This window comes from Maribacter sp., assembly GCF_016744255.1.
Taxonomy (GTDB): Bacteria; Bacteroidota; Bacteroidia; order Flavobacteriales; family Flavobacteriaceae; genus Maribacter_B.
In genome coordinates, this window is sequence record NZ_JADGES010000019.1 from 18,013 (window position 1) to 41,507 (window position 23,495).

The window sequence follows — 23,495 nt, forward strand, 5'->3', positions numbered from 1 at the left end:
TATAATTTTTTTAGGTTTTGCATAAAAATGGGTCTTCATCTGTTTCTAAAGAAAAGTAAGATTTATGGGTTAGAGAATATACCTAAAAATAAACCAGTGTTGTTTTTGCCTAACCATCAAAACGCACTTGTAGATGCCTTGTTGATTGGAACAAATTGTACTAGAAAACCCTATTTTTTAACTCGTTCAGATGTGTTTGTAAATCCTATTTTAAAAAGATTATTTTATTCTTTTAAAATGATTCCTGTGTATCGAATGCGAGATGGTAGGGATTCTCTAAAGAATAATGAAGCTGTTTTTAATACGTGTGCAAATTTGTTGTGTACCAATGAAGCTGTACTTATGTTCCCAGAGGCAAACCATAGCCTTGTGCGTAGAGTAAGACCTCTAAGTAAGGGCTTTACAAGAGTTTTGTTTGCGGCATTAGAAAAAAAACCAAAGCTAGATATATATATTGTGCCCGTTGGAGTCAATTATAAAGAGGCAATTCATTTTCCAGATAAAGCAGCTATTTATTATGGAAAACCTATCCAGTTAAAAGACTGGTATAATAAGGAGGACTTACCGAGTTCAATTTCTAAAATAAAAAATACGGTTTCTGTACGTCTTAAATTGTTAACAATACATATAGATGAAGAGGAAGATTATGAGCACATCATTTCTAAATTAGAAACAGAAAAAATAAATTTTTTAAATCCCGATGAGGCAAATCAAAGGGTGGGTGCATTACTACAAGAGAAAAGTTTGGATGTAGAAAAAAAGTATAAAAAAAATTCTTTAAATCTACTGAGAGGGTTGTTTAATTTATTAAATCTACCTGTAATTATATTGTGGAAAAAGTTAATAAAACCTAAAGTGCCTGAAGCGGAATTTATAGGAACGTTTAGGTTTGTTTTTGGGTTGCTTATTTACCCACTGTATTATGGTTTGTTGCTCTTTTTTATAGGTTTTTTTGGGGATTGGTACAGTGCCTTAGCCTTAGTGGGTATTATTTTTATGTATAACTATATATATGTAAAACTGGGATAGTACAAAATAAAAAAATCCCTCTTTAAGATTATCGATAATCTTAAAGAGGGATTTTTTTATTTAGAAAATGGCTACATTATTTGACCAAAGAAAATAGCATTCATTAATAACTTATTGGTACCATACCAAAAGGCTCTAAAATTGGTATTGTCTGTAAAAACAATAACACGTCCTTTTCCTAATCTTTTTACTTGGAAAGGAGCGGAGTCTTTAACTAATTCTAATTTTTCTTTAGAAATATAACCGCTTAATAAAGGGGTGTTGGTATATAGTATTGGGTTATTGTAACTTTCCTTATCTGGTTTAATAAAGGTATTTGTGTTTCTAAACATGGCTAGTTGCTTGTTTTTATAGCCAAAATTTATGGGATGAGAGCGGTCTAAATTGGTTTGGAAAATGGCTCCACCGGTTACTTGAGCTCCAAAAAAATCGCCTTTTTGATTAAAAGTAATATTTTTAGCAACTAGAGTATCACTTTTAAAGTTAAGTTTAATGATTTCATTTTTATTTAACCATTTTGCAACATCTCTGTAGCCAATTAATGTACCTCCATCTTTGACCCATTCTTTTAGCTTGTCTGCATATTTTTTATTTATTGGGTTTATTCCCCAAGAGCTCATGCTAGGTAAAATAATATCCGTATAACCACTAAGGTCTACCGAAGAAAAATATTCGGTATCTATTTTGGTAATAGGTATATTATAACGAGTGTCGAACAAATGCCAAATTTCACCAGCATCATAAGAACGGATACCGTTCCCTACAAGGATTGCCACTTTTTGTTTTTTAATAGGGTCAAAATCATTGCTGCCAAGGTCAATTCCTTTGGTAAGTCCAGTTTTAACACCCGTAATTGTTACATAGCTATTTGCTGCTACTTTTTGTAAAAAAGCATGTAAGGCGTTAGGATTTAGAGTTTGGTTCTGTACAGGAACCATTATTGTTCCGTAGTCATATGTTTTTCCTTCTACGGTAAAAGGGGATTTAGCAACTTTAGCTCTTATTCCTTTTTCTGTTATTTGATGTAATGCTTTGGGAGTATAATATTCATTCCATTCAAATAAATAGGCATAGTTACTTTTGTTGCTAACAGTACCGTTTAAAGGATTTAGTTTGGTTACTTCTGTTCCTGCATTAGATAGTGTATTTATTTCGGCATAGTCTACATTAAAAGCTAAAGGAAAAGTCCAAGCAGAAATATCGTAGAACAAGCTATCGCTAAATGTGGTTCGCTTCTCAAACATGGCTTTAATAAGCTTATTGTTTTTTTGATTCATCGGTACCACGTAGCTATTCCCTTGCTTGTAAGATTTACCGTTAATAGTAACGTCCTTTTTTAGTTGGTGAAATTTAATTTTTTGGCGTTGCAGTATTTCTGCTAAATGCCAAGTTTTTGCAGCATCCTTAGAGTCTCCAAAAACAATAGCTTTTGTTTTACTCTTTAAAGCATCAGTACGAGTGTTTTTGTAGAAAGTCTTTTGGTAATTTAGGATTTTAACGCGCATATTTTTAGCAGCTTCAATAGTGGAGCATGCAGTTGTAAATTGGTTGCGAATTGTAAAAGGGAAGGTTAGTATGCCATTTTCGCTACTCTGGGCGTGCCCTCTAGAGCTACCTTGTTCAAACAAAATGCCTATTCCGCCATTTGCATCTGGGAAGGTAGAACCTTTGCCATAGTAATAATCATCGTAATTTTCCTCGGAATAATATAGAGAACCTATTTTGTCTAGTGCTTTGGCGTGATAGGTACCAATTTCGGCAGTTAATTCTTGATTTAATTTTGGTGTTAATGGGTGAACTCTTGTAGGTTCTCCTGGCTGAAAAAAGAAAGTAGAGTTGGTACCCATTTCGTGGTGATCCGTAAGAATATTTGGTAACCATTGGTGAAAACTCTCTATACGTGCTCTGCTCTCTGGTAGTTGTACCGGAAGCCAGTCTCTGTTCATGTCGAACCAATAATGATTGGTTCGGCCCCCAGGCCATACTTCTCGAAACTCTCGGTCGTTATTATCTGTTATTACATTTCGACTTTTATTTGTGTTTGCCCAATAAGCAAAACGTTGTAAGCCATCAGGATTATAAGAAGGATCCATTAGAATTACCAAATTGTTTAATAATTCATCAATTTCTGGACCTTCTGCTGCTGCTAAATAATAGGCATAAGCCAAACCTGCATTGGAACCACTAGGTTCATTACCATGAATAGAAAAACCTTGGTAAACCACTAAGGGCATATTTTCGGTAGATGTCTTGTCGGAACCTGCTTCTGTTAAAGCAATATGCTCTTGTTGTATTTTTTCTAAACTCTGATGATTTTTGGGAGAAGTAATGGTTAATAGAAGAATTGGTCGCCCTTCAAAAGTAGAGCCTCTATTTTCTATACTGATACGGTTACTCGCTTTTGCCAAGGTTTGCATGTAAAATACAAGCTTATCATGGGTAACGTGCCATTCTCCAACTTCATGTCCAATAACCTCTTTTGGGGTGGGAATGTTTTTGTTATAGCTTATTTCTTGTGGGAGATAATAACTTAGGTCTAGGGAATCTTGTGCGTAACTTGCAAAAGTTACTAGTAAGAATACTAAAATGTTGATTTTTTTCATTTGTGTTTTTTCAATTAGTCATCTATAAAAATAAAAAACGGCTCTTTGATATCAAAGAGCCGTTTCATTTATTGTCGAGATATTTTTTGTTTAAATATCATCAAAACTTACGTCTGTAAAATTTTCAGGAGAAGTAGGCTCTTGAATGCTACTTACTTCCTCTTCTTTTTTAAAGTCTTTCTGGTGTCTTTCAGAGATAACTTCCAATCCTTTTTCGTTTATAATGAAGTCCATCATTTCTTCTACATTTTCTTTAAAAGCAGTAAAATCTTCTTTGTATAAGTAGATTTTGTGCTTTTTGTAATGAAAAGTTCCATCATCATGAGTAAATTTTTTACTCTCGGTAATAGTTAAATAGTAATCTCCTGCTTTGGTGCTTCTAACATCAAAAAAATAAGTTCTTCGTCCAGCTCTTAATACTTTGGAGTGTATTTCTTCCTGATCCATTAAATCTCTATCCGCCATTTGGTCTAGTGTCTAAATTATTTTAATAAGATAATTATTCTATAAAAATGAAAAAAAAAAGCGAAGCTAACAACTTATTTTTTAACTTTTTTTCTCTGAAAGTTGATTGCTGTATAGTTCTTTATAGTAACCTTCGGTGCTATTTAGCTTTTCATGAGTACCTTCTTGAATAAGTTGTCCGTCTTCTAAAACTAAGATTTTAGAAGCATTTTTTGCAGAGGATACTCTATGACTTACTATAAGAGTGGTTTTGTTTTGCGATGCTTTTTTAAGATTGTTCAATATTTCTTCTTCCGTCTCTGTGTCTACAGCAGATAAGCAATCATCAAATAGATAGATACTTGGTTTTTTAAGTAACGCTCTAGCTATAGAAACTCTTTGTTTTTGTCCACCACTTAATGTAATTCCTCTTTCGCCTAATATTGTTTCATAGCCATTGGTAAAGTCAATAATATTTTTGTGTACAACGGCATTTTTAGCAACAGTAATTACGTCTTCATCTGTGGCTTGGTCTTCCCCAAATTTAATGTTGTTTTTAATGGTGTCTGAAAAAAGAAAGGCATCCTGCGGAACTGCTCCAATATCTTTACGTAAGCTATTTAGGTTTAATTTTTTAATAGGTTTGTTGTCTACTAATATTTCTCCAGAAGAAACATCATATAGTCTTGCTATTAAATCTAAAATTGTAGATTTCCCTGAGCCCGTTTTTCCTATAATAGCAACAGTTTCGCCATTTTCTATAGTGAAAGAGATGTTTTTTAAAGCCGTAATATTGGTGTCCTCATATGTAAAACTTACGTTTTTAAACTCGATTTTACCAAGTATAGGGGTTTGGGTTTCTACAGAGTTTTTAATAGAAGGTTTTTCTTCTAGAAACTCATTTATTCTTTTTTGCGATGCCTCTGCACGTTGAATAATAGAAGTTAGCCAACCAACAATGGCAACTGGCCAGGTAAGCATGTTTACATATAAAATAAATTCAGCTATTAATCCTAAACTAATTTCCCCATTAATATATTGCTTGCCGCCTATATATATAACGAATAGATTACTTATACCTATAAGAAGGATCATAAGAGGAAAAAACCAAGCATTAACCTTGGCAAGATTCATGCTTTTTTCTTTTCCTTCGCCTGCAAGAACTTCCAAATCTGCATTGGTTTGTAGCTCCAGAGAATACGCTTTAATTACAGAAACACCTGAGAATATTTCTTGTGTAAAAGTCGATAAGGTAGATAGATAGGTTTGTACAATAGTACTACGCTTATGAATAACCTTACTAATCTGATATATTAAAACAGATAATATAGGTAGCGGAATTAAAGTATACATTGCCAATGTAGGAGCTTTAATGAACATTAAAGGTATAAGGCAAGTAAAGAGAGTTAGGGTTTGTATTCCGTACATTATAGCTGGTCCACTATACATGCGTACTTGGTTTACATCTTCACTAATACGGTTCATTAAATCGCCCGTTCTGTTTTGTTTGTAAAAATTTAGACTTAATAATTGATAGTGATCAAAAATTTCATTTTTAAGATCAAACTCAATGTACCTAGATATATTAATAATAGTTTGTCTCATTAAAAAAGTAAAAAAACCAGAAAGTAATGCCGCCCCAATAATAATAAAAATGTACTCTAATAAAAGGGATTCTGCTTTTTCGGCATTAATTAAATTAGCTGTAAAATCATCATAAGCAGATATAGATTTATTTACATAACTTGGTAAAACTAGTTGAAAAACTCTTGCAGCGATAGTAATGACAATACCTACCAAGAGTTTTTTTGAGTATTTCTTAAAATATTTATTTAAATGTTTTAATTCTTTCATTGGCAAAAGGAACCGAGATATCTAGGTTTTGGTTTACAATCAGCCAAAGATAACTTTTTGCATTCTAAACAAATGTTATAAAATACATAAGATAATTAGAAATGTTATGTCTGCAATTTAAAATAGATGCTTACTTTTACACGCTCAAAGTTTAACCTATTTATTATTAAGTTCTTTTAACATGCTTACACGAAGACATATTAGGGTAAAAGTAATGCAATGCATTTATGCCTTGATTCAATCTAAAGACGACTCTTTAGAAAAACAGAAAAAATTTCTAGACGTAAGTATAGAGGATATGTACAGTTTGTACCTATTACTTTTAAGCCTTTGGATAGAAATTCATCAGATGGCTGAAAATCAATTAAATCTTTCTTCCAAGAAATATTTAGCTAATGCCAGCGATAATTTACCGTTTAAAGAGAGATTTGTAGCGAACAAAGTGCTACAACAATTGGTTAATAATTCCCAGCTAAAAGAGGAATTAGAGCTTCGTAAATTAAATAATTGGTATTTAAATGAGGAATACGTAAAATTAATTTACAAAGATATTTTGGAGAGTGATATGTATTTAAAGTACATGCACACAAGTGAAAATTCTTATGAAAAAGATAAAGAATTAATACTAGGTTTATTTAAAGAGATTATTGCTCCAAATGATAAAATTTACGATTATTTTGAAGATGATAAGCTTACTTGGGTAGATGATATCCCTATTGTAAACACCTATTTATTAAAACATTTTAAGAAAGTTAAAGAGAATTCTAACGAATCTTTTTTCTTGCCTAATTTGGTTAAAGATGATGAGGATATGCAGTATGCTCAAAAATTATTAACAAAAACTTTGTTGACCAATGATGTTTTAGAAAAAGAGATAGAAGGTAAAACACCAAATTGGGATAAAGACCGTATTGCTGGGATAGATTCTATTTTGCTTAAAATGGCTATTTGCGAATTATTAAACTTTCCTTCCATTCCAGAGAAAGTTACAATTAATGAATATCTAGAAATCGCAAAAGAATATTCTACACCAAAAAGTAGCATTTTTATTAATGGTATTTTAGATAAACTTACAAAGGAGTATAAAGAAACAGGGAAACTTAATAAAATGGGTAGAGGTCTGTTATAAAATAATTTTCTAATTTTGACTCAAATAAAAAAAACAAAAACAATGAAAAAAGTAGTTCTAATGGTAGCTTTGTTTTCTGTAGTTGCATTTATTTCATGTAAAGAGAAAGCATCTAGTAAAATTAAATCTGAAAATGTAGCAATTGCAGCTGAAAGAGACGAGGCAGCAAAAGCTTTGCCAATTATGTCTTTCGATAAATCGGAGCACGATTTTGGGTCCATTATACAGGGTGCACCACAAGAAACAGTTTTTACTTTTACAAATACAGGTACTGGTCCGTTAATATTAACAGATGCAAAAAGTAGCTGTGGGTGTACAATACCAGAATATCCAAAGAATACTCCAATTGCTCCAGGAGAATCTGGTAAAATGGTTGTGAAGTTCAATGGAGCTGGTCAAAACCAAATAACTAAAACAATTACAGTTACAGCAAATACGGAGAAAAAATCAGAAATTTTACGTATTAAGGCATTTGTAAACCCTAAAGACGGTGCACCAATTGGTCCAACCGCGCATTAAGAATAATTAATATTTAAATACATACCCATGGGTGATATAGGACAGTTTCTTCCAATGATTTTAATTTTTGTTGTAGCATATTTTTTTATGATACGACCGCAAATGAAAAAGCAGAAAGATGAGCGTAAATTTGCAGCAGAATTAAAAAAAGGAGATCGTATCGTTACAAGAAGTGGATTACACGGTAAGGTAGTTGACTTAAACGATAAAGATTCTTCGGTTGTTATAGAAACTATGGCAGGGAAATTAAAATTCGATCGTTCTGCAATTTCTTTAGAAATGAGTAAAAAATTAAATACTCCGGCTATAGAAAAGAAATAGAAGTCTATAAGAGTAAAACAAAAAAAGCACTGACACATGTCGGTGCTTTTTTGTTTAGAATAATTTATAAAATATCTTTAGGAAGAACTTTTCTAGTCCATGTCTTAACCCTCTTATATGCACTTACTTTGGAGTCAGGGTTAAAATTCATCGTGATCTCCCAAGAATTTTCTGGTTTAAACTCTTCTTCCATACCTTTTAAAACATTGTCGGCTATCTTTTTAGAGTGGATAATAGAAATGCACTCTGTGTTTAAATTTGCGCTTCTTGGGTCTAAATTAAAGGTGCCAATTACGGTAGTTTTGCCATCTACAACCATAGACTTGGCATGTAAACCAAAAATAGGCTTGTAATCTAGCTCTTTTTGTAAATCGCCAGTCATTATTTTTAACCGTTCCTTGGCATCTGGTCTAAATTCAAAAATACGGATTCCTGTTTGTAATAATTTTTTACGGTCGGTTTGGTAACTGCTAAACGCTTCTACATTATCTGTAGAAGCCAGGCTATTAGTAAGGACTCTTACTTTTACACCACGTTTAATAGCTTCTCTAAAAAGATTTTTACTAAGATCAGATGTTATTAAATATGGAGTCTGGATGTTTATCGTGTGCTTGGCATTTTTTACCAGTTTTATAAGTTTACTTGTCGTAATTCCACCACCTCCAAGACCACTCTCACCATCATTTTTTCCAGGAAAATCAGAAACAAAAGAAACGGAATCTGTCCATACTAAATTCCCCGAATTTTTTAAGTCAGCAAACGTTTGCGGTAGATTTTCAATTTTAGAACGTACTTGCGGCCAAAAATTTTCTGGATTACAAGCATATTCATGTAGTTTAGAAAAACGATTTTTATCGGTTAGGTTGTTAGGTAATTCTGTTACCAATTTTGTTGCAGAGATACTTAGGGTGCTTTCCCAAAAGGTCTTAAAAGAAGCATTTACTTTTTTGGTTTCTTTGCCAAGTAAAAGGACATCACGGTCTCTAAAATTATAGGTATGATCATAATCAAAATATTCATCGGCAATATTTCTGCCTCCAGAAATAACTACTTGGTTATCTACTATAAATGTTTTGTTATGCATTCTTTGGTTAGCAGAACGAAAATCACTGGCAAACTTTCCTATTTTCTGAAAAAGATTCTTGCCCAAATTAACACCAGGATTATAGATTTTAATTTCAATATTTTTATGAGAATCTAAAGTGAGGATGTCATTAAAACCTGCATCTACCATAATATCATCTATGAGTAGACGAACTTTTACTCCGCGGTCTGCTGCGCGTACCAAATAATCACAGGCAATTAAGCCAATATTATCTGTGGAAAAAATAAAGTATTGAATGTCTATACTTTTTTCAGCATATTCGCACAACCAGGCTCTGGTTACCATTGCTGTGCCTCCGTCTTCTAAAACATAAACTCCTGTCTTTTTTTTCATTAGAGGTTGTATCTCTTCTAAAGCAGAAGAAAGAGACATAGAACTATCTCTTTTTATGTTTTGGCAGTAGTTATTATTTGTAGTGCTGGTACTATTCTTTTCTTTGCAGGAAAAAATGAATAGGGTAAAAAGGATTAAATAGAAGTATTTTATGTTCATGTAGTTGTTCTTGCTTAATTTTAGGATTAGCAATTACGGTATTTATCGTTTAATCCTATGCCTTTTTTTTATTAAAGGGATTATTTTTTCTAGTCTAGATGTTTTAGTTTTTTCTTGTTTTGTGCTAGCAATATACTCCATGTACTCTTTTTGTTTGTAAGGTGGTAAGGTGTGGAGAACTTGTTGCGTTTTGTTTTTTTTAACGCATCTGTTAGTAATGCGGGAGTTTTTAAAGTAAAGGAGGGCTTTTTTATATAGGCAAGTTTTAACCTTTTTTTTGTTAGCTATAGCTTCTTCACTATATGCTAATAGGATATCTAGATTTATAGTGTCTTTTACAGTAAATCTCCATTGTTGCATTGCTTTTGTTTTTTCTTCTTGTGCATTGAGAAGAACCTTATTTGGGTCACTTAAAAATACGCCATTAAAGAACCAGATTTCATAATGATTTTTAAACTTACCAAGAGCTAAAACATTTTTATGGTTTAAGGTATAGGTAGGTAGACTCCATTTAAAAGTTTTTTCTAAACTAGTTGTTAAAAATATATTACGTAATTCCTGATTTTTTGTTTTAAATGGATGTTCTTCGGAAAAATAGGTTTCTGATTTTTCGAAAATCTCCATAATTTTAAGCTTTATCAGCAGTAATTTCGCAAATTTTTACGATAACACCAACTGCTTGTACCATGCTTTGAGCAGGAATATATTCGTATTTTCCATGAAAATTATGCCCGCCAGCAAAAATATTAGGGCATGGTAACCCCATATAACTAAGTTGAGAACCATCCGTTCCTCCGCGAATTGGTTTAATTATAGGTTTTATACCAATAGATTCCATTGCTCTTTTTGCAATTTCTACGATATACATAACGGGTTCTACTTTTTCCCGCATGTTATAATATTGATCTTTAATTTCAATAGAAATACAATCCCCGTGAATAGAATTTAATTTTTCGGTTATTTTGGTAACTAATACTTTTCTTTCTTCAAATTTTTCTCGGTCATGATCGCGGATAATCAATTCAAATTGTGCATGTTCAATTTCACCTTGCATATGGTGTACGTGAAAAAAACCTTCCCTTCCTGTAGTGTGTTCTGGTGTTTCCTCCATCGGTAAAATGGACATAAATTCATTGGCAATATTAATAGCGTTTACCATTTTGCCTTTAGCATATCCAGGATGCACACTTTTACCTTTTATAATTACTTTGGCTCCTGCTGCATTAAAATTTTCATATTCTAATTCTCCAATTTGGCTTCCGTCCATGGTGTAAGCCCATTGCGCACCAAATTTTTCTACATCAAATTTATGAGCACCTCTGCCGATTTCTTCATCCGGAGTAAATGCAATTCTTATTTTTCCATGTTTAATTTCTGGATGCTTAATAAGGTATTCCATTGCTGTAATAATTTCTGCAATTCCGGCTTTATCATCAGCACCTAAAAGAGTTGTGCCGTCTGTAGTAATTAAAGTTTGACCTTTGTAAAGTAATAAGTCTTCAAAATAATCAGGAGAAAGAATTATATTTCTTTCTGCGTTTAATACAATATCCTTTCCGTCGTAATTTTTTATAATTTGCGGATTAACATTGAATCCGGAGAAATCGGGTGTAGTATCAAAATGTGCAATAAAACCTATGGTTGGCACGGGTTTATCTATATTACTAGGTAAAGTAGCCATAATATAGGCATGGTTATCTATAGTAACATCTTCTAGGCCTATGCTTTTTAATTCAGAAACCAATTCTAAAGCCAAATTCCATTGTTTTTCAGTACTTGGAGTGGTGTTAGATTCTGGGTTACTTTGGGTGTCAATTTTAACATAACCTAAAAAGCGGTCGATAAGCTGCTGCATTCTTATAATTTTTTATTCAAAAATAGGGTTTATAGTGTATAAATTATAATTTTGTATTAGCTTAAAAGAACATTCAAAGATGTTTTTTCAAAGGCTGGCGTAAGATAAGCCTGTCGGAACAAATGTATATTGTAGGCTAAATACATTTTTATATAAAATAAATGGGATGAAAATTATAAAATATAGTGCTGTTGTTGTTTTGTTTTTAACTTCTTTTTGTGCAAAGTCTCAGGATTGTACTTTAAATATCGGAGGGGGAAATGCGGAGGTTATGACTTCCGTATTTCAGTTAAATGCTAACCAGGTAGCAAAGTTACAGGCTTTACAAGGGGAATATATTATTAAGGCTAAAACTCTGCAAGATGAAATGGAGAAAGTCTTAGAGAAGCATCCGCAAAGTACACCTGATGAATTAACAAGCCTGGGGAAGAAGTACACGGTGTTAGAGCAAAATTTAGTGGGTCTTTCTAAGGCTACAGATAAAGAGTTTTTGGAGATTTTTAACGAAAAACAATATAACAGATATTTACAGTTGTGTAAGGAAGCTATTAGAAAACCAATAGTTATACAGCCAATAATATATAACGATAGTATTTCACCAAAATAGAAATGTAAAACTTAGTGTAAAAAAGAGGTTTATATAGCGAAATTACTCAGATTGAGTTTGTATTTTTGTGTAAAATTTCTCCAATTCCATGTATAAAATTCTAATTCGTCCCCTATTTTTTTTATTAGACCCAGAACGTGTACACCATATAAGTTTTAAATTGATAAAATTTACTGCTAAAATTGGGTTAGGAGGTATATATAGATCTTTGTTTTTAATAAAAGATAAACGATTAGAAAGAGAAGTTTTTGGATTAAAATTTGATAATCCAGTTGGTCTTGCTGCTGGTTTTGATAAAAATGCAGCTTTATATAATGAACTTGCAAATTTTGGTTTTGGTTTTGTAGAAATAGGAACACTAACACCAAAACCGCAAGATGGGAATCCTAAAAAAAGATTGTTTAGGTTAAAAGCCGATAAAGCAATTATTAACCGAATGGGGTTTAATAATAAGGGTGTTTTTGAAGCAGTTGAACAATTAAAAAAAGAACATAAAGTACTTATTGGCGGAAATATAGGTAAAAATAAAGTAACGCCAAATGAAGATGCTATAAAGGATTATTTACTTTGTTTTGATGCTCTTTTTGATTATGTAGATTACTTTGTAGTTAATGTTAGTTCTCCCAATACACCAGGATTAAGAGAATTACAAGATAGAGAACCCCTTACGGCATTGTTAAAGGAGTTAAAAACTCAGAACGAAAAATATACTAAGAAAAGAAATGGGGTAAATAAGCCTATCCTTTTAAAAATAGCTCCGGATCTTACAGACGCGCAATTATTAGATATCATTGATATTGTTGCGATAACAAAGATTGATGGGATAATAGCAACTAATACCACTATAGAAAGAGAGAATTTAAAATCTGATTTAGTAGATACCGAAGAAAAAGGAGGACTAAGTGGTAAGCCTTTAACTAAAAGAAGTACAGAGGTAATACGTTTCTTAGCAGAGAAAAGTAATAAGGCATTCCCTATTATAGGAGTAGGAGGTATACATTCCGCTGAAGATGCTATTGAAAAAATAGAAGCGGGAGCCGATTTAATTCAGCTATGGACAGGTTTTATATATGAAGGTCCTGCGTTAGTAAAGCAAATTAATAAAGCTATACTAGAGAAAGGTTTGTAGTTTAGTGTTTATTATTTCAATAAGCTAAAACTAAGACATCCTCCAAATAAAGGAGCTAAAAGAGTTCGAAAAACTCTTTATCTGCATGTGGTAGGTAGATTTCTCTATCTTCTTTACTCGATAATCGAGATTTAAATGCTCCGAGGCTTGCCTCGAAATTTTAAGGTTGTTTTTCTGCGAATGTCTCTTGGGATTGCCCTGAGGTACTTTACTAAATGTTACGAAAAAATAATGGAAAGCCTTTTGTTTAAAACTTCTGAGCTATTGTTAATTCCCTATTCGTAAGAGTCTGTTTCTTTAATTTTCCTTGGTAAGGCATTAAAAGCATTTTTAATTTCTTCAATCTGTATCTTCCTTAAATTTAAAAAGAACAACATGTCTTATAAATAGTCTCTGTCTGGGTTTGTGTATTGGTTTATATACTGGTCAATGAGTTTTCTCTGAAGGATAATAAACTAACTTAGGATAAATGTGCTAAGGATAATAAGAGTAGTGGCTGTTTGGAAAAGTTTCTATTTATTTTTTATGTAAGTTATAAAAAAGGGGATTAAGTTTAATTGAATTCGTATTTTCAGCGTAAAGTTTTAAGAATTGAATATAGATATTTTGTTAGGTTTTGTTGCTGCAACTTCTGTCTTGGCTATATCGCCTGGACCGGATAATATTTATGTATTAATGCAGAGTATTACAAATGGAAAAAAATATGGGTTAGCAACAGTAGCTGGTCTTATTTCGGGGTGTTTGGTGCATACTACATTACTTGCTTTTGGGGTTTCTGCTATTATAAAAGATAATGATAGCTTATTTTTTGTTATCAAGCTTTTTGGTGCTTTGTATCTCTTGTATTTAGCATATCAAGTATATATAAATGATTCAAAAATTAGCTTGTCTGCAAATGGAGTGCCTAAAAAAACGGTATTTCAACTTTTTAAGCAAGGATTTATAATGAATGTGTTAAACCCGAAGGTGACTATCTTTTTTCTAGCCTTTTTTCCTGGGTTTTTATTCAGTTCTACTTGGAGTACCGTGGTGCAATTCTATGTTCTGGGAGGGCTTTTTATGTTGGTGTCAGGGGTAATATTTAGTGTTTTAGCTTTTCTTTCAGGAACTATTTCTGGTTATGTTACTAAAAAAGAATCTGTTGGAGTGGTTTTAAAATGGTTACAAATAGTAGTTTTTATAGCCATAGCAATCTATTTATTGTTTTCAGATAAATAGTGGTAATTTTATACACCTTAAATTTATAAATGTCTAAGTCTGTAAAAATAGTCGAATGTCCTAGAGATGCTATGCAAGGCATTAAAACTTTTATTCCAACGGAAAAAAAGGTGAAATATATTCAGTCTTTATTGAATTGCGGTTTTGATACTATTGATTTTGGAAGTTTTGTTTCCCCTAAGGCGATTCCGCAAATGGTAGATACAGCAGAGGTTTTAGGTGAGCTAGATTTGTCTACAACCTCTAGTAAGTTGCTTTCTATTGTAGCAAATGTAAGGGGTGCTTTGGAAGCATCTAAGCACAAAGAAATACAATACTTAGGTTATCCTTTTTCTATTTCGGAGAATTTTCAAATGCGAAATACCCACAAGACTATTGCCCAATCCGTAGAGACGTTACAAGAAATACTACATATTGCAGACAAAGCCAATAAAGAGGTGGTAACCTATATTAGCATGGGATTTGGTAACCCGTATGGAGACCCTTGGAATGTGGATATTGTTGGGGAATGGACGGAGAAATTGTCCAATATGGGAGTTAAAATTTTATCGCTGTCTGATACTGTAGGTTCTTCGGATGCAGAAACAATCGATTATCTTTTTTCTAATCTAATACCTAAATACCCGCAGATAGAATTTGGAGCGCATTTACATACAACGCCAACAAAATGGCACGAAAAGGTGAATGCGGCATATAAAGCAGGGTGTAGGCGGTTTGATGGTGCTGTACAGGGATTTGGTGGTTGTCCTATGGCTAAAGATGAGCTTACAGGGAATATGCCAACGGAGCATATGTTATCTTACTTTACTGCAGAAAAAGTAGATACTGGTGTTAACTGGATGGTATTTGAAGCTGCTTATAATAAAGCAAGCGAACTTTTTAAAGCCTATCATTAAATATAATAGATTGATTTTTAGTTTTTTTTGAGTTGTATTATATTTACTTGCCTTAAGTTTATTTAGATTTATTACAAATAAATGTTGTGTATTCCATTTTTGGGATTATTTTTGCATTTCAATAATAATATTATTTGTAACCAGTCTAAATAAATATAGATTTAAAATGAAACGTATTTTTCTTTTATTAGTAATAGTTATTTCCCAAGTAACATTTGGGCAAACAGCTATAGATTCCATTACAATGGATCCTCAAAAACAATTGAATTCCGCACAAAGATTATTATCGGGTGTACATGGCTCTCAGGTTACTATCGGAGCTTATGGGGAAATGCTTTATAACCAACCAGAAGGCGATAATGGTGAGTTAGATGTACAGCGTTTGGTTTTATTATTAGGGTATAGGTTTAACGACAAAACCCAATTTTTTACAGAAATAGAATTAGAACATGTGGAAGAAGTTTTTGTAGAACAAGCATTTGTAAATTATAATGTAGCAGACAATGTTAATTTAAGAGGTGGTTTAATGTTAGTGCCAATGGGTATTATTAATGAATATCATGAGCCTACTACGTATAATGGAACAGAAAGACCAGCAGTAGACAACGTAATAGTCCCTACTACTTGGAGAGAAATGGGTGTTGGAGTAAGTGGTCGTTTAAACAGCCTTTCTTTAGGATACCAAGCCTATGTTTTTAACGGTTTTAAATCTACAACGGCAGATGGTGAAGGTGGTGTTTCTGGGTTTTTAAAAGGTTCTAATGGACTAAGAAGTGGTCGTCAAAAAAGTATTAAGTCAACTGTTGATTCACCAACATTTGCAACAAAAATTGACTATTATGGTATTCCTGGATTACGATTAGGCTTTTCTACTTATTTTGGAAAAACACAGGCAGCGGATGATGTAGAAGAAATTGATGGAGCAAATATCGGTATAGCTATGTTGGGTTTTGATGCTCGTTATGCGTATCAAAGATTTACAGCAAGAGGGCAATTTATTCATGCTTCACTTTCAGACACAGAAGCATATAATAATCTAACAGGAAAAGATTTAGGTAGTGCATTGCAAGGATGGTATATTGAAGGTGGCTATAATTTATTACCTAGAGATAAAGAACAAAAATTATTTGCTTTTGCTCGCTATGAAATGTATGATACACATGCAGATACAGCTGGGAGTTTAGCAAAAAATGAAGCATACGATAGAACAGATGTTACCACGGGATTATCTTATCATATAGCGCCTGGTGTTGTGGTAAAAGGCGATTATCAATTTAGATCTAATGAATCTGGAGGTAACGATGGTGTTAAGAATAGACTTAATTTTGGTATCGGAGTTTGGTTTTAATGTTATTAAGTAAGCTCACGAGGTATTAAATGTGCTAGTGAGAGTGAAATTTTAAAAACTCTTCCGATTAAAAAACGGAAGAGTTTTTGTCGGTTAATTATTATATTGGTTTTTAAGACCTAAACTAATTAAATACATTTGCACTTATGTTAGTTAAAAAAGTTAGTATTCTACTTTTAGGATTTGTTTTTTTGTTCTCGAGTTTTGGGTTACCTAAAAACGTAGAGAAGAAGGTTCAAAAAGAAGTGAAACATATTTTTAGTGTAGAAGAATTTACTAAAGAGCCTGTGCAAGTGCCCGAAACCTTAATGGTTAAACTTCCGTCGAAAATAACTACAGATAATTTTTTTAAAGTAAAATCTAATTCTGGTATTTTAGGGTATGTTTTTGTAGATAAAGCAGCAAGTAAAACGGCAATGTTTGATTATCTTATTGTTTTTAATGCCAATCTAGAAATTATTCATTCTAAGGTTCTCATTTATAGAGAGGAATATGGAGGAGAAATTGGTAGTAAAAGATGGTTAAAACAATTTTTAGGAAAAACAGGAGAAGATAGGGTGAATTACGAGACTAATATTGATGGAATTTCTGGAGCAACTATTTCCGTACGCTCCATGACCAATGCAATAGATGATTTGCTGCAAACAATAAAGGTTCTTAAAAAAAATAAGATGCTGTAATGAATTATAATGGTCTTTTGTTGTTATTGCCTAAAGAAATAAAAGTCTTTATAGGTGCATTTGTTATCATTCTTTCCGTAGGTTTTTACACAGGCTTGTTGTTTGTTAACGAAACAAGCGAAGGAACACCAGCTGGAATACAAGAAAATTACCAAGGTAATGAAGAAGATGAAAATGCAGAAGTGATGAAATTTAAAAAAAGTGAACGGCAGATGTTGACTATAGTACACACGCATATTTTATCTATGTCCTTTATTTTCTTCTTATTAGGAGGTTTAGTTTGGATAACAAAGGCACCCAAAAAGTTAAAATTATTTTTAACGGTAGAGCCTTTTCTATCTGTTGTATTAACTTTTGGAGGAATTTATTTCCTTTGGGCAGGAATTCACTGGATGAAATTTGTAGTAATATTTTCTGGCCTACTAATGACACTTACTTTTGTGTTTTCTTCGCTTATGGTATTTTTTCAATTGTTTTATAAGTCCAGAGGCCAAGCGTAAATACTTTACCAAAAAAAACACCTATATTTGCACGCAATTAATCCTTAATTGCCATGCAAGCACATCTTGATAAAATTGTTGGAGAAGGTCTTACTTATGATGACGTACTCTTAGTTCCTGCTTATTCCGAAGTTCTTCCACGAGAAGTATCTATAAAAGCAAGATTTACCCGTAATATTACTATTAATGTTCCTATTGTGTCCGCAGCTATGGATACCGTTACAGAATCTCGTATGGCTATTGCCATGGCTAGAGAAGGAGGTATTGGCGTGCTACATAAAAATATGACTATAGAGCAACAAGCGCTAAAAGTTCGTAAGGTTAAGAGAGCAGAAAGTGGTATGATAATGGATCCTGTTACTTTACCTAAAGAAGCTTTAGTAAGAGACGCTAAGGCTAACATGAAAGAATATAGTATTGGAGGAATTCCTATTGTGGATGATGCAGGAATATTAATAGGTATCGTAACGAACAGAGATTTACGTTTCGAAAAAAATAATGACAGACCAATTTCAGAAGTAATGACTACGGAGAATTTGGTTACTGCTGCGGTAGGTACGTCTTTAGAGCAAGCAGAAGATATTTTGCAAGCCAGCAAGATCGAAAAACTACCTGTAGTAGATAAAAATAATAAATTAATTGGTTTAATAACCTTTAGAGATATTACGAAATTAACACAGAAGCCAACAGCAAATAAGGATCAATATGGTAGGTTGCGCGTTGCTGCTGCTTTAGGTGTTACTGGTGATGTTGTAGAAAGGGCGGAAGCCTTAGTAGCAGCTGGGGTAGACGCAGTTGTTATAGATACAGCTCATGGCCACACGCAAGGAGTAGTTACAGCTTTGAAAAATGTAAAAAAGAAATTCCCAAAATTAGAGGTAATCGTTGGTAATATAGCTACAGGAGAGGCAGCTAAATATTTAGTAGAAGCCGGTGCAGATGCAGTTAAAGTAGGTATAGGCCCAGGTTCTATTTGTACGACACGTGTAGTTGCAGGAGTAGGTTTTCCTCAATTTTCAGCAGTGTTAGAGGTTGCTGCAGCTATAAAAGGAAGTGGGGTTCCTGTTATTGCCGATGGAGGTATTCGTTATACAGGAGATATTCCTAAAGCAATTGCAGCTGGGGCAGATACGGTAATGCTAGGGTCCTTATTAGCAGGAACAAAAGAATCTCCAGGAGAAACTATTATATACGAAGGAAGAAAATTTAAGTCGTACCGTGGTATGGGTTCTGTAGAGGCTATGAAGCAAGGTAGTAAAGACCGCTATTTTCAGGATGTTGAAGATGATATTAAAAAATTAGTGCCAGAAGGTATTGTAGGACGTGTGCCTTACAAAGGAGAGTTGTTTGAAAGTATCCATCAATTTGTAGGTGGGTTGCGTGCAGGTATGGGGTATTGTGGTTCCAAGGATGTGGAAACATTACAAAACACAGGTCGATTTGTAAAAATAACAGCTAGTGGTATTAATGAAAGTCATCCGCATGATGTTACCATAACCAAAGAATCTCCTAATTATAGTAGATAAGGATGTGTTTAAAGTCATAAAAAAAAGAAGCTGCCTTTTTAGACAGCTTCTTTTTTTTATGACTTATTCTAGTTTTTTTTATTTTCCTTCTTCGCCTTCGTATGCTTTCCAATCTTTATCTTTATGAATATTTTCTCCAAAATACTTTGCTATTTTTAAGAAAGGCTTTGGTTTTTGATATCCAGGAACAGGGGAAAGCATATTCATTTTTTCATCTAAGAATACAGTGGTTGGGTAGCTCATTTTTCCTTGCATTAAAGCAGCAGCAAGTTCATGGTAGCCGTTACGTCCACTTGGGACAAAATTAAAAGTTTTTCCTTTAAATTCGATTGCTTCTTTTCCTTCGCCATCTAATTTAATCATATAATAATTTTCAGCCATGTAAGCAGCTACTTCAGCGTTTTGGAAAGTATCTTTATCCATTTTTTTACACCATCCACACCAATCTGTGTATATGTCTACAAATATCTTTTTTGGATTCTTTTCTGTTTCTATAAGTTTGGTAGCTTGGTCCCAAGTTAACCAGTTTACTTCCTGGGCAGAAGAGGTGAGTGTAATGAAACTTAGTAATACTAAGTAAATATATTTATTTGTAACTTTTAAATTCATGAGCTGTTTTTTGCTATTAGTCCAATATCTATTACAAAACTAACGAATTTATTAATTAAATATTTCGTTTTATATCCGTATTCATTTAGGAAAAAGGAAAAGGTACTTCTATAAAAGTGAGAATTAGTTAAGAGTTGCTTCTGAGCTTAGATGTAATTTTAAGGCAGGTTGTAACAGAACAAGGTCTAAACATGTGTTTATGTGTTTAGACCTTGTTCTGTTATTTAGTTACTCTTGAGGGGTTAATTTTTTCTTTTCTGTTGGCTGCGAAAATATATTTTTTACATCCACTTGGTTTTTAATTAAATCCTCAAAAGTTTCTCTTTCTCTTATAAGTATTGCTTTTCCATTATGCCATAATACTTCTGGCGGTCTAAATCTAGAATTATAATTACTAGCCATCGTAAAACAATAGGCTCCGGCATTTTTAAAACAAAGAATATCCCCTTCAGATATTTCGCTTATTCTTCTATTGCTAGCGAAAGTGTCTGTTTCACAGATATAGCCAACAACGGAATAGTACCTTTCTCTTCCTTCAGGATTAGAAACATTTTCTATTTGGTGGTAAGCCCCATAAAGCATTGGTCTTATCAAATGGTTAAATCCAGAGTCAATGCTAGCAAATACGGTAGAAGTGGTTTGTTTTACCACATTTACTTTTGCTAAAAAAGAACCAGCTTCACTTACTAAATATTTACCAGGCTCAAAAGCTAAAGTTAATTCTTTGCCATACTCTTTACAGAATTCATTAAAGCGAGTACTTAATTTTTTTCCTAGTTCTTCTATGTTGGTTTCTATGTCACCATCTTTGTATGGAACTTTAAATCCACTACCGAAATCGATGAAATCTAAATTTTTAAAATTCTTAGCAGTATCAAAAAGTATTTCCGAAGCATAAAGGAAAACATCGATATCTAAAATATCGCTACCCGTATGCATGTGAATACCATTAATATTCATTTTAGTAAGTTCTACAATACGCAATAAGTGCGGAATTTGATGAATGCTTATTCCGAATTTAGAATCAATATGCCCTACCGAAATATTAGAGTTCCCTCCAGCCATTACGTGTGGGTTAATACGGATACAAACAGGAATATTTGGATGCTTACTGCCAAATTGTTCTAGTATAGATAAGTTGTCTATATTAATACGTACGCCAAGCTTTGCAGCTTGTTCAATCTCCTCTAAAGAAACGCCATTTGGTGTATAGATAATAGATTCTGGTTTAAAACCAGCTAATAGGCCAAGTTCTACTTCCTGGATAGAAACGGTGTCTAAGCCACTTCCTAAACTATTCATTAGTTTTAATATGGTAATATTAGATAGCGCTTTACAAGCGTAATTTAATTTTAGTTTATTAACTCCGCTAAATGCTTTTGTTAGTCTCTGAAATTGAAAAATAATTTTTTCAGAATCGTAGACATAAACAGGGTCGCCAAATTTCTTAACGATTTTAAGTAGGTCCGAATGCTTCATAATTAGTCATAATTTTAAACAAATCTAGAGTTCTATTTTAAGATGCACAAAAAACTTAACGAAATATTAATAAATACAACAAATTGTGTTATTTATAACAATTATTTAAGGAAATAGGTTTGTTGGGGTATGGATTAGGTGGTATATTTAATTAAAAATAGCACTATGATATTACCAATGTTTCCGTTGCAATCTATTTTCTTCCCAGGAGAGACCGTTCCATTACATGTGTTTGAAAAAAGGTATATTCAACTTATTGAAGATTGTAGAAGAGAGGCAATTACCTTTGGTATACCGGTTTATTTAGATGGAGTTGTAAATTACGGAGTAGAGGTACAGTTAGTTGAAATAGTGAATAGTTATGAAGGAGGAGAGATGGATGTTGTTTGTGTTGCAAGGCAAGTTTTTGTTATGAATAATTTTCAATCTATAGCAGAGGGAAAGTTGTATCCTAGTGGAAACGTTTCTCTTGTAAATTTGGATTATGTATCTAATTTAGATTTAAAGCAGGAAGTGATACAGAAGATTGAGGAGCTTTATAATTTTATGAATGTAGCTTTTAAACCATTAAAAACGGATAAATTTAATAGTTATATTCTTGCGCATAAAATTGGTCTTTCTTTTAAGCAAGAGTATCAACTTTTGCAAATGCCTAAAGAGGAGGAGCGTTTAGCTTTTATTAAAGAGCATTTATTGGGTACCATTGAAGTTCTAAAGCAGGTAGAAAGAACAAAGAAAACGATTGAATTAAATGGGCACTTTAAGAATTTTGATCCATTAGATTTTGGTGAGATTTAATTTTTAAAAGAAAGTTGCTTTGTTTTTTCATTAGGGTAAATCCTTTTCGTTTCCTATTTTTGCATCCAAACATTAAGAAACTAGATATATGAATCTTCACGAATATCAAGGAAAAGAGATATTAGCAAGTTTTGGCGTACGCATTCAAAGAGGTGTTGTCGCTCATAACGCAAAAGAAGCTGTTGATGCTGCAAAACAACTAACTGCGGAAACTGGTACTGGATGGCATGTAATTAAGGCTCAGGTACATGCAGGTGGTCGTGGTAAAGGTGGCGGAGTTAAGCTAGCGAAAAATTTAAAAGAAGTAGAAGAAATTGCAGGGAATATAATAGGAATGAATCTTATTACTCCGCAAACTTCAGCAGAAGGGAAAAAAGTACATCAAGTTTTAATTTGTGAGGATGTTTATTATCCTGGAGATAGTGAAACAAGTGAATTTTACATATCTGTTCTTTTAAACCGTGGTACGGGAAGAAACATGATTATGTATTCTACTGAAGGTGGTATGGACATAGAAGAGGTTGCAGAAAGCACGCCGCATTTAATTTATACAGAAGAAATTGATCCAGGAACTGGTTTATTGCCTTTCCAAGCTAGAAAGATTGCTTTTAATCTAGGCTTATCTGGTTTAGCGTTTAAAGAGATGACAAAGTTTGTTGCTTCTTTATATAAGGCATATGTAGAAAGTGATTCTAGTATGTTTGAGATTAACCCAGTATTAAAAACGTCGGATGATAAGATTATGGCTGTAGATGCTAAAGTATCTATAGATGATAATGCTTTGTATAGAAGAAAACAATATGCTGAAATGCGCGATTTGCGTGAAGAGAATGCTATTGAAGTAGAGGCAAGTGCTCTAGGTCTTAATTATGTAGATTTAGATGGTAACGTTGGTTGTATGGTAAATGGTGCTGGTTTGGCAATGGCTACTATGGATTTAATTAAAATGGCTGGTGGAGAACCTGCTAATTTCTTAGATGTTGGTGGTACTGCAGATGCTAAAAGAGTAGAAGAGGCTTTTAGAATCATATTAAAAGACCCAGAAGTTAAATGTATATTGATTAATATCTTTGGAGGTATTGTTCGTTGTGATAGAGTGGCAGAGGGTATTGTAGCTGCCTATACCAATATGGGAGATGCTATTAAAGTTCCTATTATTGTTCGTTTGCAAGGGACTAATGCCGAATTAGCAAAAGAAATTATTGATAATTCTGGTTTAGCGGTTCAGTCTGCGGTTCAATTTCAAGAAGCAGCAGATAAGGTTAAAGCGGTTTTAAGCTAGTATAAAGAATTTTATATTTAAAAAGGGCAGTGATTTTATCACTGCCCTTTTTTTTTGTGTTTTGTTTTAAAT

At 33.0% G+C, this 23,495-nt stretch carries 22 protein-coding genes; 14 read left to right on the forward strand and 8 right to left on the reverse strand.

Going from position 1 to position 23,495, the window contains the following annotated elements:
• The first annotated feature begins 27 nt into the window (after nt 1–27).
• Nucleotides 28–1,029: a lysophospholipid acyltransferase family protein gene (locus tag QZZ51_RS05290; protein WP_291866919.1), complete on the forward strand. Its 1,002-nt coding sequence runs from the start codon at nt 28–30 to the stop codon at nt 1,027–1,029.
• A gap of 71 nt (nt 1,030–1,100) precedes the next feature.
• Here QZZ51_RS05290 and QZZ51_RS05295 read toward each other — a convergent pair whose 3' ends face one another.
• The 3 genes from QZZ51_RS05295 to QZZ51_RS05305 all read right to left on the reverse strand — a co-directional run bounded on the left by QZZ51_RS05295 (nt 1,101) and on the right by QZZ51_RS05305 (nt 5,930).
• Nucleotides 1,101–3,632 (reverse strand): M14 family zinc carboxypeptidase, encoded by a 2,532-nt coding sequence (locus QZZ51_RS05295; protein WP_291866922.1) that lies wholly within the window; start codon nt 3,630–3,632, stop codon nt 1,101–1,103.
• A 90-nt stretch (nt 3,633–3,722) separates the two neighbouring features.
• On the reverse strand, nt 3,723–4,097 hold the full coding sequence (locus QZZ51_RS05300; RefSeq protein WP_291866925.1) for a PUR family DNA/RNA-binding protein: 375 nt from the start codon (nt 4,095–4,097) through the stop codon (nt 3,723–3,725).
• Between the two features lie 81 nt (nt 4,098–4,178).
• On the reverse strand, nt 4,179–5,930 hold the full coding sequence (locus QZZ51_RS05305; RefSeq protein WP_291866929.1) for an ABC transporter ATP-binding protein: 1,752 nt from the start codon (nt 5,928–5,930) through the stop codon (nt 4,179–4,181).
• Nucleotides 5,931–6,111: 181 nt separating this feature from the next.
• Here QZZ51_RS05305 and nusB point away from each other — a divergent pair, with 181 nt between their 5' ends.
• Genes nusB through yajC form a run of 3 tightly spaced genes read left to right on the forward strand, consistent with a single transcriptional unit; the run spans nt 6,112 to nt 7,899 of the window.
• Nucleotides 6,112–7,059, forward strand: coding sequence for a transcription antitermination factor NusB (gene nusB / locus QZZ51_RS05310; RefSeq protein ID WP_291866932.1), 948 nt, complete (start codon nt 6,112–6,114; stop codon nt 7,057–7,059).
• A 42-nt stretch (nt 7,060–7,101) separates the two neighbouring features.
• Nucleotides 7,102–7,578 carry a DUF1573 domain-containing protein gene (locus tag QZZ51_RS05315; RefSeq protein ID WP_291866935.1) on the forward strand — a complete coding sequence of 159 codons (477 nt, stop codon included), beginning with the start codon at nt 7,102–7,104 and terminating at the stop codon, nt 7,576–7,578.
• Between the two features lie 27 nt (nt 7,579–7,605).
• Nucleotides 7,606–7,899 carry a preprotein translocase subunit YajC gene (gene yajC / locus QZZ51_RS05320; protein WP_291866938.1) on the forward strand — a complete coding sequence of 98 codons (294 nt, stop codon included), beginning with the start codon at nt 7,606–7,608 and terminating at the stop codon, nt 7,897–7,899.
• A 64-nt stretch (nt 7,900–7,963) separates the two neighbouring features.
• Here the strand turns inward: yajC and QZZ51_RS05325 are convergent, their stop codons facing one another.
• From QZZ51_RS05325 to pepT, 3 genes are read right to left on the reverse strand one after another with little or no spacing between them, the layout of a single operon-like run.
• Nucleotides 7,964–9,496 carry a phospholipase D family protein gene (locus QZZ51_RS05325; RefSeq protein WP_291866941.1) on the reverse strand — a complete coding sequence of 511 codons (1,533 nt, stop codon included), beginning with the start codon at nt 9,494–9,496 and terminating at the stop codon, nt 7,964–7,966.
• A gap of 42 nt (nt 9,497–9,538) precedes the next feature.
• A complete protein-coding gene (locus QZZ51_RS05330; protein ID WP_291866943.1) occupies nt 9,539–10,120 on the reverse strand; it encodes a DUF1801 domain-containing protein in 582 nt (193 codons plus the stop codon).
• Nucleotides 10,121–10,124: 4 nt separating this feature from the next.
• Nucleotides 10,125–11,351: a peptidase T gene (gene pepT / locus QZZ51_RS05335; protein WP_291866945.1), complete on the reverse strand. Its 1,227-nt coding sequence runs from the start codon at nt 11,349–11,351 to the stop codon at nt 10,125–10,127.
• Nucleotides 11,352–11,517: 166 nt separating this feature from the next.
• Here pepT and QZZ51_RS05340 point away from each other — a divergent pair, with 166 nt between their 5' ends.
• The 8 genes from QZZ51_RS05340 (at nt 11,518) to guaB (ending at nt 19,255) form a co-directional block, all read left to right on the forward strand.
• Nucleotides 11,518–11,958: a hypothetical protein gene (locus QZZ51_RS05340; RefSeq protein WP_291866947.1), complete on the forward strand. Its 441-nt coding sequence runs from the start codon at nt 11,518–11,520 to the stop codon at nt 11,956–11,958.
• A gap of 88 nt (nt 11,959–12,046) precedes the next feature.
• Nucleotides 12,047–13,087 (forward strand): quinone-dependent dihydroorotate dehydrogenase, encoded by a 1,041-nt coding sequence (locus QZZ51_RS05345; RefSeq protein WP_291866950.1) that lies wholly within the window; start codon nt 12,047–12,049, stop codon nt 13,085–13,087.
• A 591-nt stretch (nt 13,088–13,678) separates the two neighbouring features.
• Nucleotides 13,679–14,305, forward strand: a complete 627-nt coding sequence (locus tag QZZ51_RS05350) for a LysE family translocator (protein ID WP_291866952.1) — start codon at nt 13,679–13,681, stop codon at nt 14,303–14,305.
• A gap of 29 nt (nt 14,306–14,334) precedes the next feature.
• On the forward strand, nt 14,335–15,201 hold the full coding sequence (locus QZZ51_RS05355) for a hydroxymethylglutaryl-CoA lyase (protein ID WP_291866955.1): 867 nt from the start codon (nt 14,335–14,337) through the stop codon (nt 15,199–15,201).
• Between the two features lie 166 nt (nt 15,202–15,367).
• Entirely contained in the window at nt 15,368–16,549 is a 1,182-nt protein-coding gene (locus QZZ51_RS05360) for a hypothetical protein (protein WP_291866958.1), read from the forward strand.
• A gap of 146 nt (nt 16,550–16,695) precedes the next feature.
• Nucleotides 16,696–17,229 carry an FMN-binding protein gene (locus QZZ51_RS05365; RefSeq protein WP_291866960.1) on the forward strand — a complete coding sequence of 178 codons (534 nt, stop codon included), beginning with the start codon at nt 16,696–16,698 and terminating at the stop codon, nt 17,227–17,229.
• Nucleotides 17,229–17,729 carry a hypothetical protein gene (locus tag QZZ51_RS05370; protein ID WP_291866962.1) on the forward strand — a complete coding sequence of 167 codons (501 nt, stop codon included), beginning with the start codon at nt 17,229–17,231 and terminating at the stop codon, nt 17,727–17,729. The genes QZZ51_RS05365 and QZZ51_RS05370 overlap by 1 nt, the downstream gene beginning before the upstream one ends.
• Before the next feature lie 53 nt (nt 17,730–17,782).
• A complete protein-coding gene (gene guaB, locus QZZ51_RS05375) occupies nt 17,783–19,255 on the forward strand; it encodes an IMP dehydrogenase (RefSeq protein ID WP_291866965.1) in 1,473 nt (490 codons plus the stop codon).
• Nucleotides 19,256–19,333: 78 nt separating this feature from the next.
• On the opposite strand, the gene QZZ51_RS05380 is transcribed toward guaB, so the two are convergent.
• Both QZZ51_RS05380 and lysA read right to left on the reverse strand, forming a co-directional pair.
• Nucleotides 19,334–19,864 (reverse strand): DUF255 domain-containing protein, encoded by a 531-nt coding sequence (locus QZZ51_RS05380; protein WP_291866968.1) that lies wholly within the window; start codon nt 19,862–19,864, stop codon nt 19,334–19,336.
• A 228-nt stretch (nt 19,865–20,092) separates the two neighbouring features.
• Nucleotides 20,093–21,343 carry a diaminopimelate decarboxylase gene (gene lysA, locus QZZ51_RS05385; protein WP_291866971.1) on the reverse strand — a complete coding sequence of 417 codons (1,251 nt, stop codon included), beginning with the start codon at nt 21,341–21,343 and terminating at the stop codon, nt 20,093–20,095.
• Between the two features lie 165 nt (nt 21,344–21,508).
• Here lysA and QZZ51_RS05390 point away from each other — a divergent pair, with 165 nt between their 5' ends.
• Nucleotides 21,509–22,141: an LON peptidase substrate-binding domain-containing protein gene (locus QZZ51_RS05390; RefSeq protein ID WP_291866974.1), complete on the forward strand. Its 633-nt coding sequence runs from the start codon at nt 21,509–21,511 to the stop codon at nt 22,139–22,141.
• A gap of 88 nt (nt 22,142–22,229) precedes the next feature.
• On the forward strand, nt 22,230–23,423 hold the full coding sequence (gene sucC, locus QZZ51_RS05395; protein ID WP_291866977.1) for an ADP-forming succinate--CoA ligase subunit beta: 1,194 nt from the start codon (nt 22,230–22,232) through the stop codon (nt 23,421–23,423).
• Nucleotides 23,424–23,495: the final 72 nt, after the last annotated feature.

Bases quoted from the DNA above. Each gene is read 5' to 3' on its own strand.
- QZZ51_RS05290 (WP_291866919.1), top strand. From the start codon at position 28: ATGGGTCTTCATCTGTTTCTAAAGAAAAGTAAGATTTATGGGTTAGAG.
- QZZ51_RS05295 (WP_291866922.1), bottom strand. From the start codon at position 3,632: ATGAAAAAAATCAACATTTTAGTATTCTTACTAGTAACTTTTGCAAGT.
- QZZ51_RS05300 (WP_291866925.1), bottom strand. From the start codon at position 4,097: ATGGCGGATAGAGATTTAATGGATCAGGAAGAAATACACTCCAAAGTA.
- QZZ51_RS05305 (WP_291866929.1), bottom strand. From the start codon at position 5,930: ATGAAAGAATTAAAACATTTAAATAAATATTTTAAGAAATACTCAAAA.
- nusB (WP_291866932.1), top strand. From the start codon at position 6,112: ATGCTTACACGAAGACATATTAGGGTAAAAGTAATGCAATGCATTTAT.
- QZZ51_RS05315 (WP_291866935.1), top strand. From the start codon at position 7,102: ATGAAAAAAGTAGTTCTAATGGTAGCTTTGTTTTCTGTAGTTGCATTT.
- yajC (WP_291866938.1), top strand. From the start codon at position 7,606: ATGGGTGATATAGGACAGTTTCTTCCAATGATTTTAATTTTTGTTGTA.
- QZZ51_RS05325 (WP_291866941.1), bottom strand. From the start codon at position 9,496: ATGAACATAAAATACTTCTATTTAATCCTTTTTACCCTATTCATTTTT.
- QZZ51_RS05330 (WP_291866943.1), bottom strand. From the start codon at position 10,120: ATGGAGATTTTCGAAAAATCAGAAACCTATTTTTCCGAAGAACATCCA.
- pepT (WP_291866945.1), bottom strand. From the start codon at position 11,351: ATGCAGCAGCTTATCGACCGCTTTTTAGGTTATGTTAAAATTGACACC.
- QZZ51_RS05340 (WP_291866947.1), top strand. From the start codon at position 11,518: ATGAAAATTATAAAATATAGTGCTGTTGTTGTTTTGTTTTTAACTTCT.
- QZZ51_RS05345 (WP_291866950.1), top strand. From the start codon at position 12,047: ATGTATAAAATTCTAATTCGTCCCCTATTTTTTTTATTAGACCCAGAA.
- QZZ51_RS05355 (WP_291866955.1), top strand. From the start codon at position 14,335: ATGTCTAAGTCTGTAAAAATAGTCGAATGTCCTAGAGATGCTATGCAA.
- QZZ51_RS05360 (WP_291866958.1), top strand. From the start codon at position 15,368: ATGAAACGTATTTTTCTTTTATTAGTAATAGTTATTTCCCAAGTAACA.
- QZZ51_RS05365 (WP_291866960.1), top strand. From the start codon at position 16,696: ATGTTAGTTAAAAAAGTTAGTATTCTACTTTTAGGATTTGTTTTTTTG.
- QZZ51_RS05370 (WP_291866962.1), top strand. From the start codon at position 17,229: ATGAATTATAATGGTCTTTTGTTGTTATTGCCTAAAGAAATAAAAGTC.
- guaB (WP_291866965.1), top strand. From the start codon at position 17,783: ATGCAAGCACATCTTGATAAAATTGTTGGAGAAGGTCTTACTTATGAT.
- QZZ51_RS05380 (WP_291866968.1), bottom strand. From the start codon at position 19,864: ATGAATTTAAAAGTTACAAATAAATATATTTACTTAGTATTACTAAGT.
- lysA (WP_291866971.1), bottom strand. From the start codon at position 21,343: ATGAAGCATTCGGACCTACTTAAAATCGTTAAGAAATTTGGCGACCCT.
- QZZ51_RS05390 (WP_291866974.1), top strand. From the start codon at position 21,509: ATGATATTACCAATGTTTCCGTTGCAATCTATTTTCTTCCCAGGAGAG.
- sucC (WP_291866977.1), top strand. From the start codon at position 22,230: ATGAATCTTCACGAATATCAAGGAAAAGAGATATTAGCAAGTTTTGGC.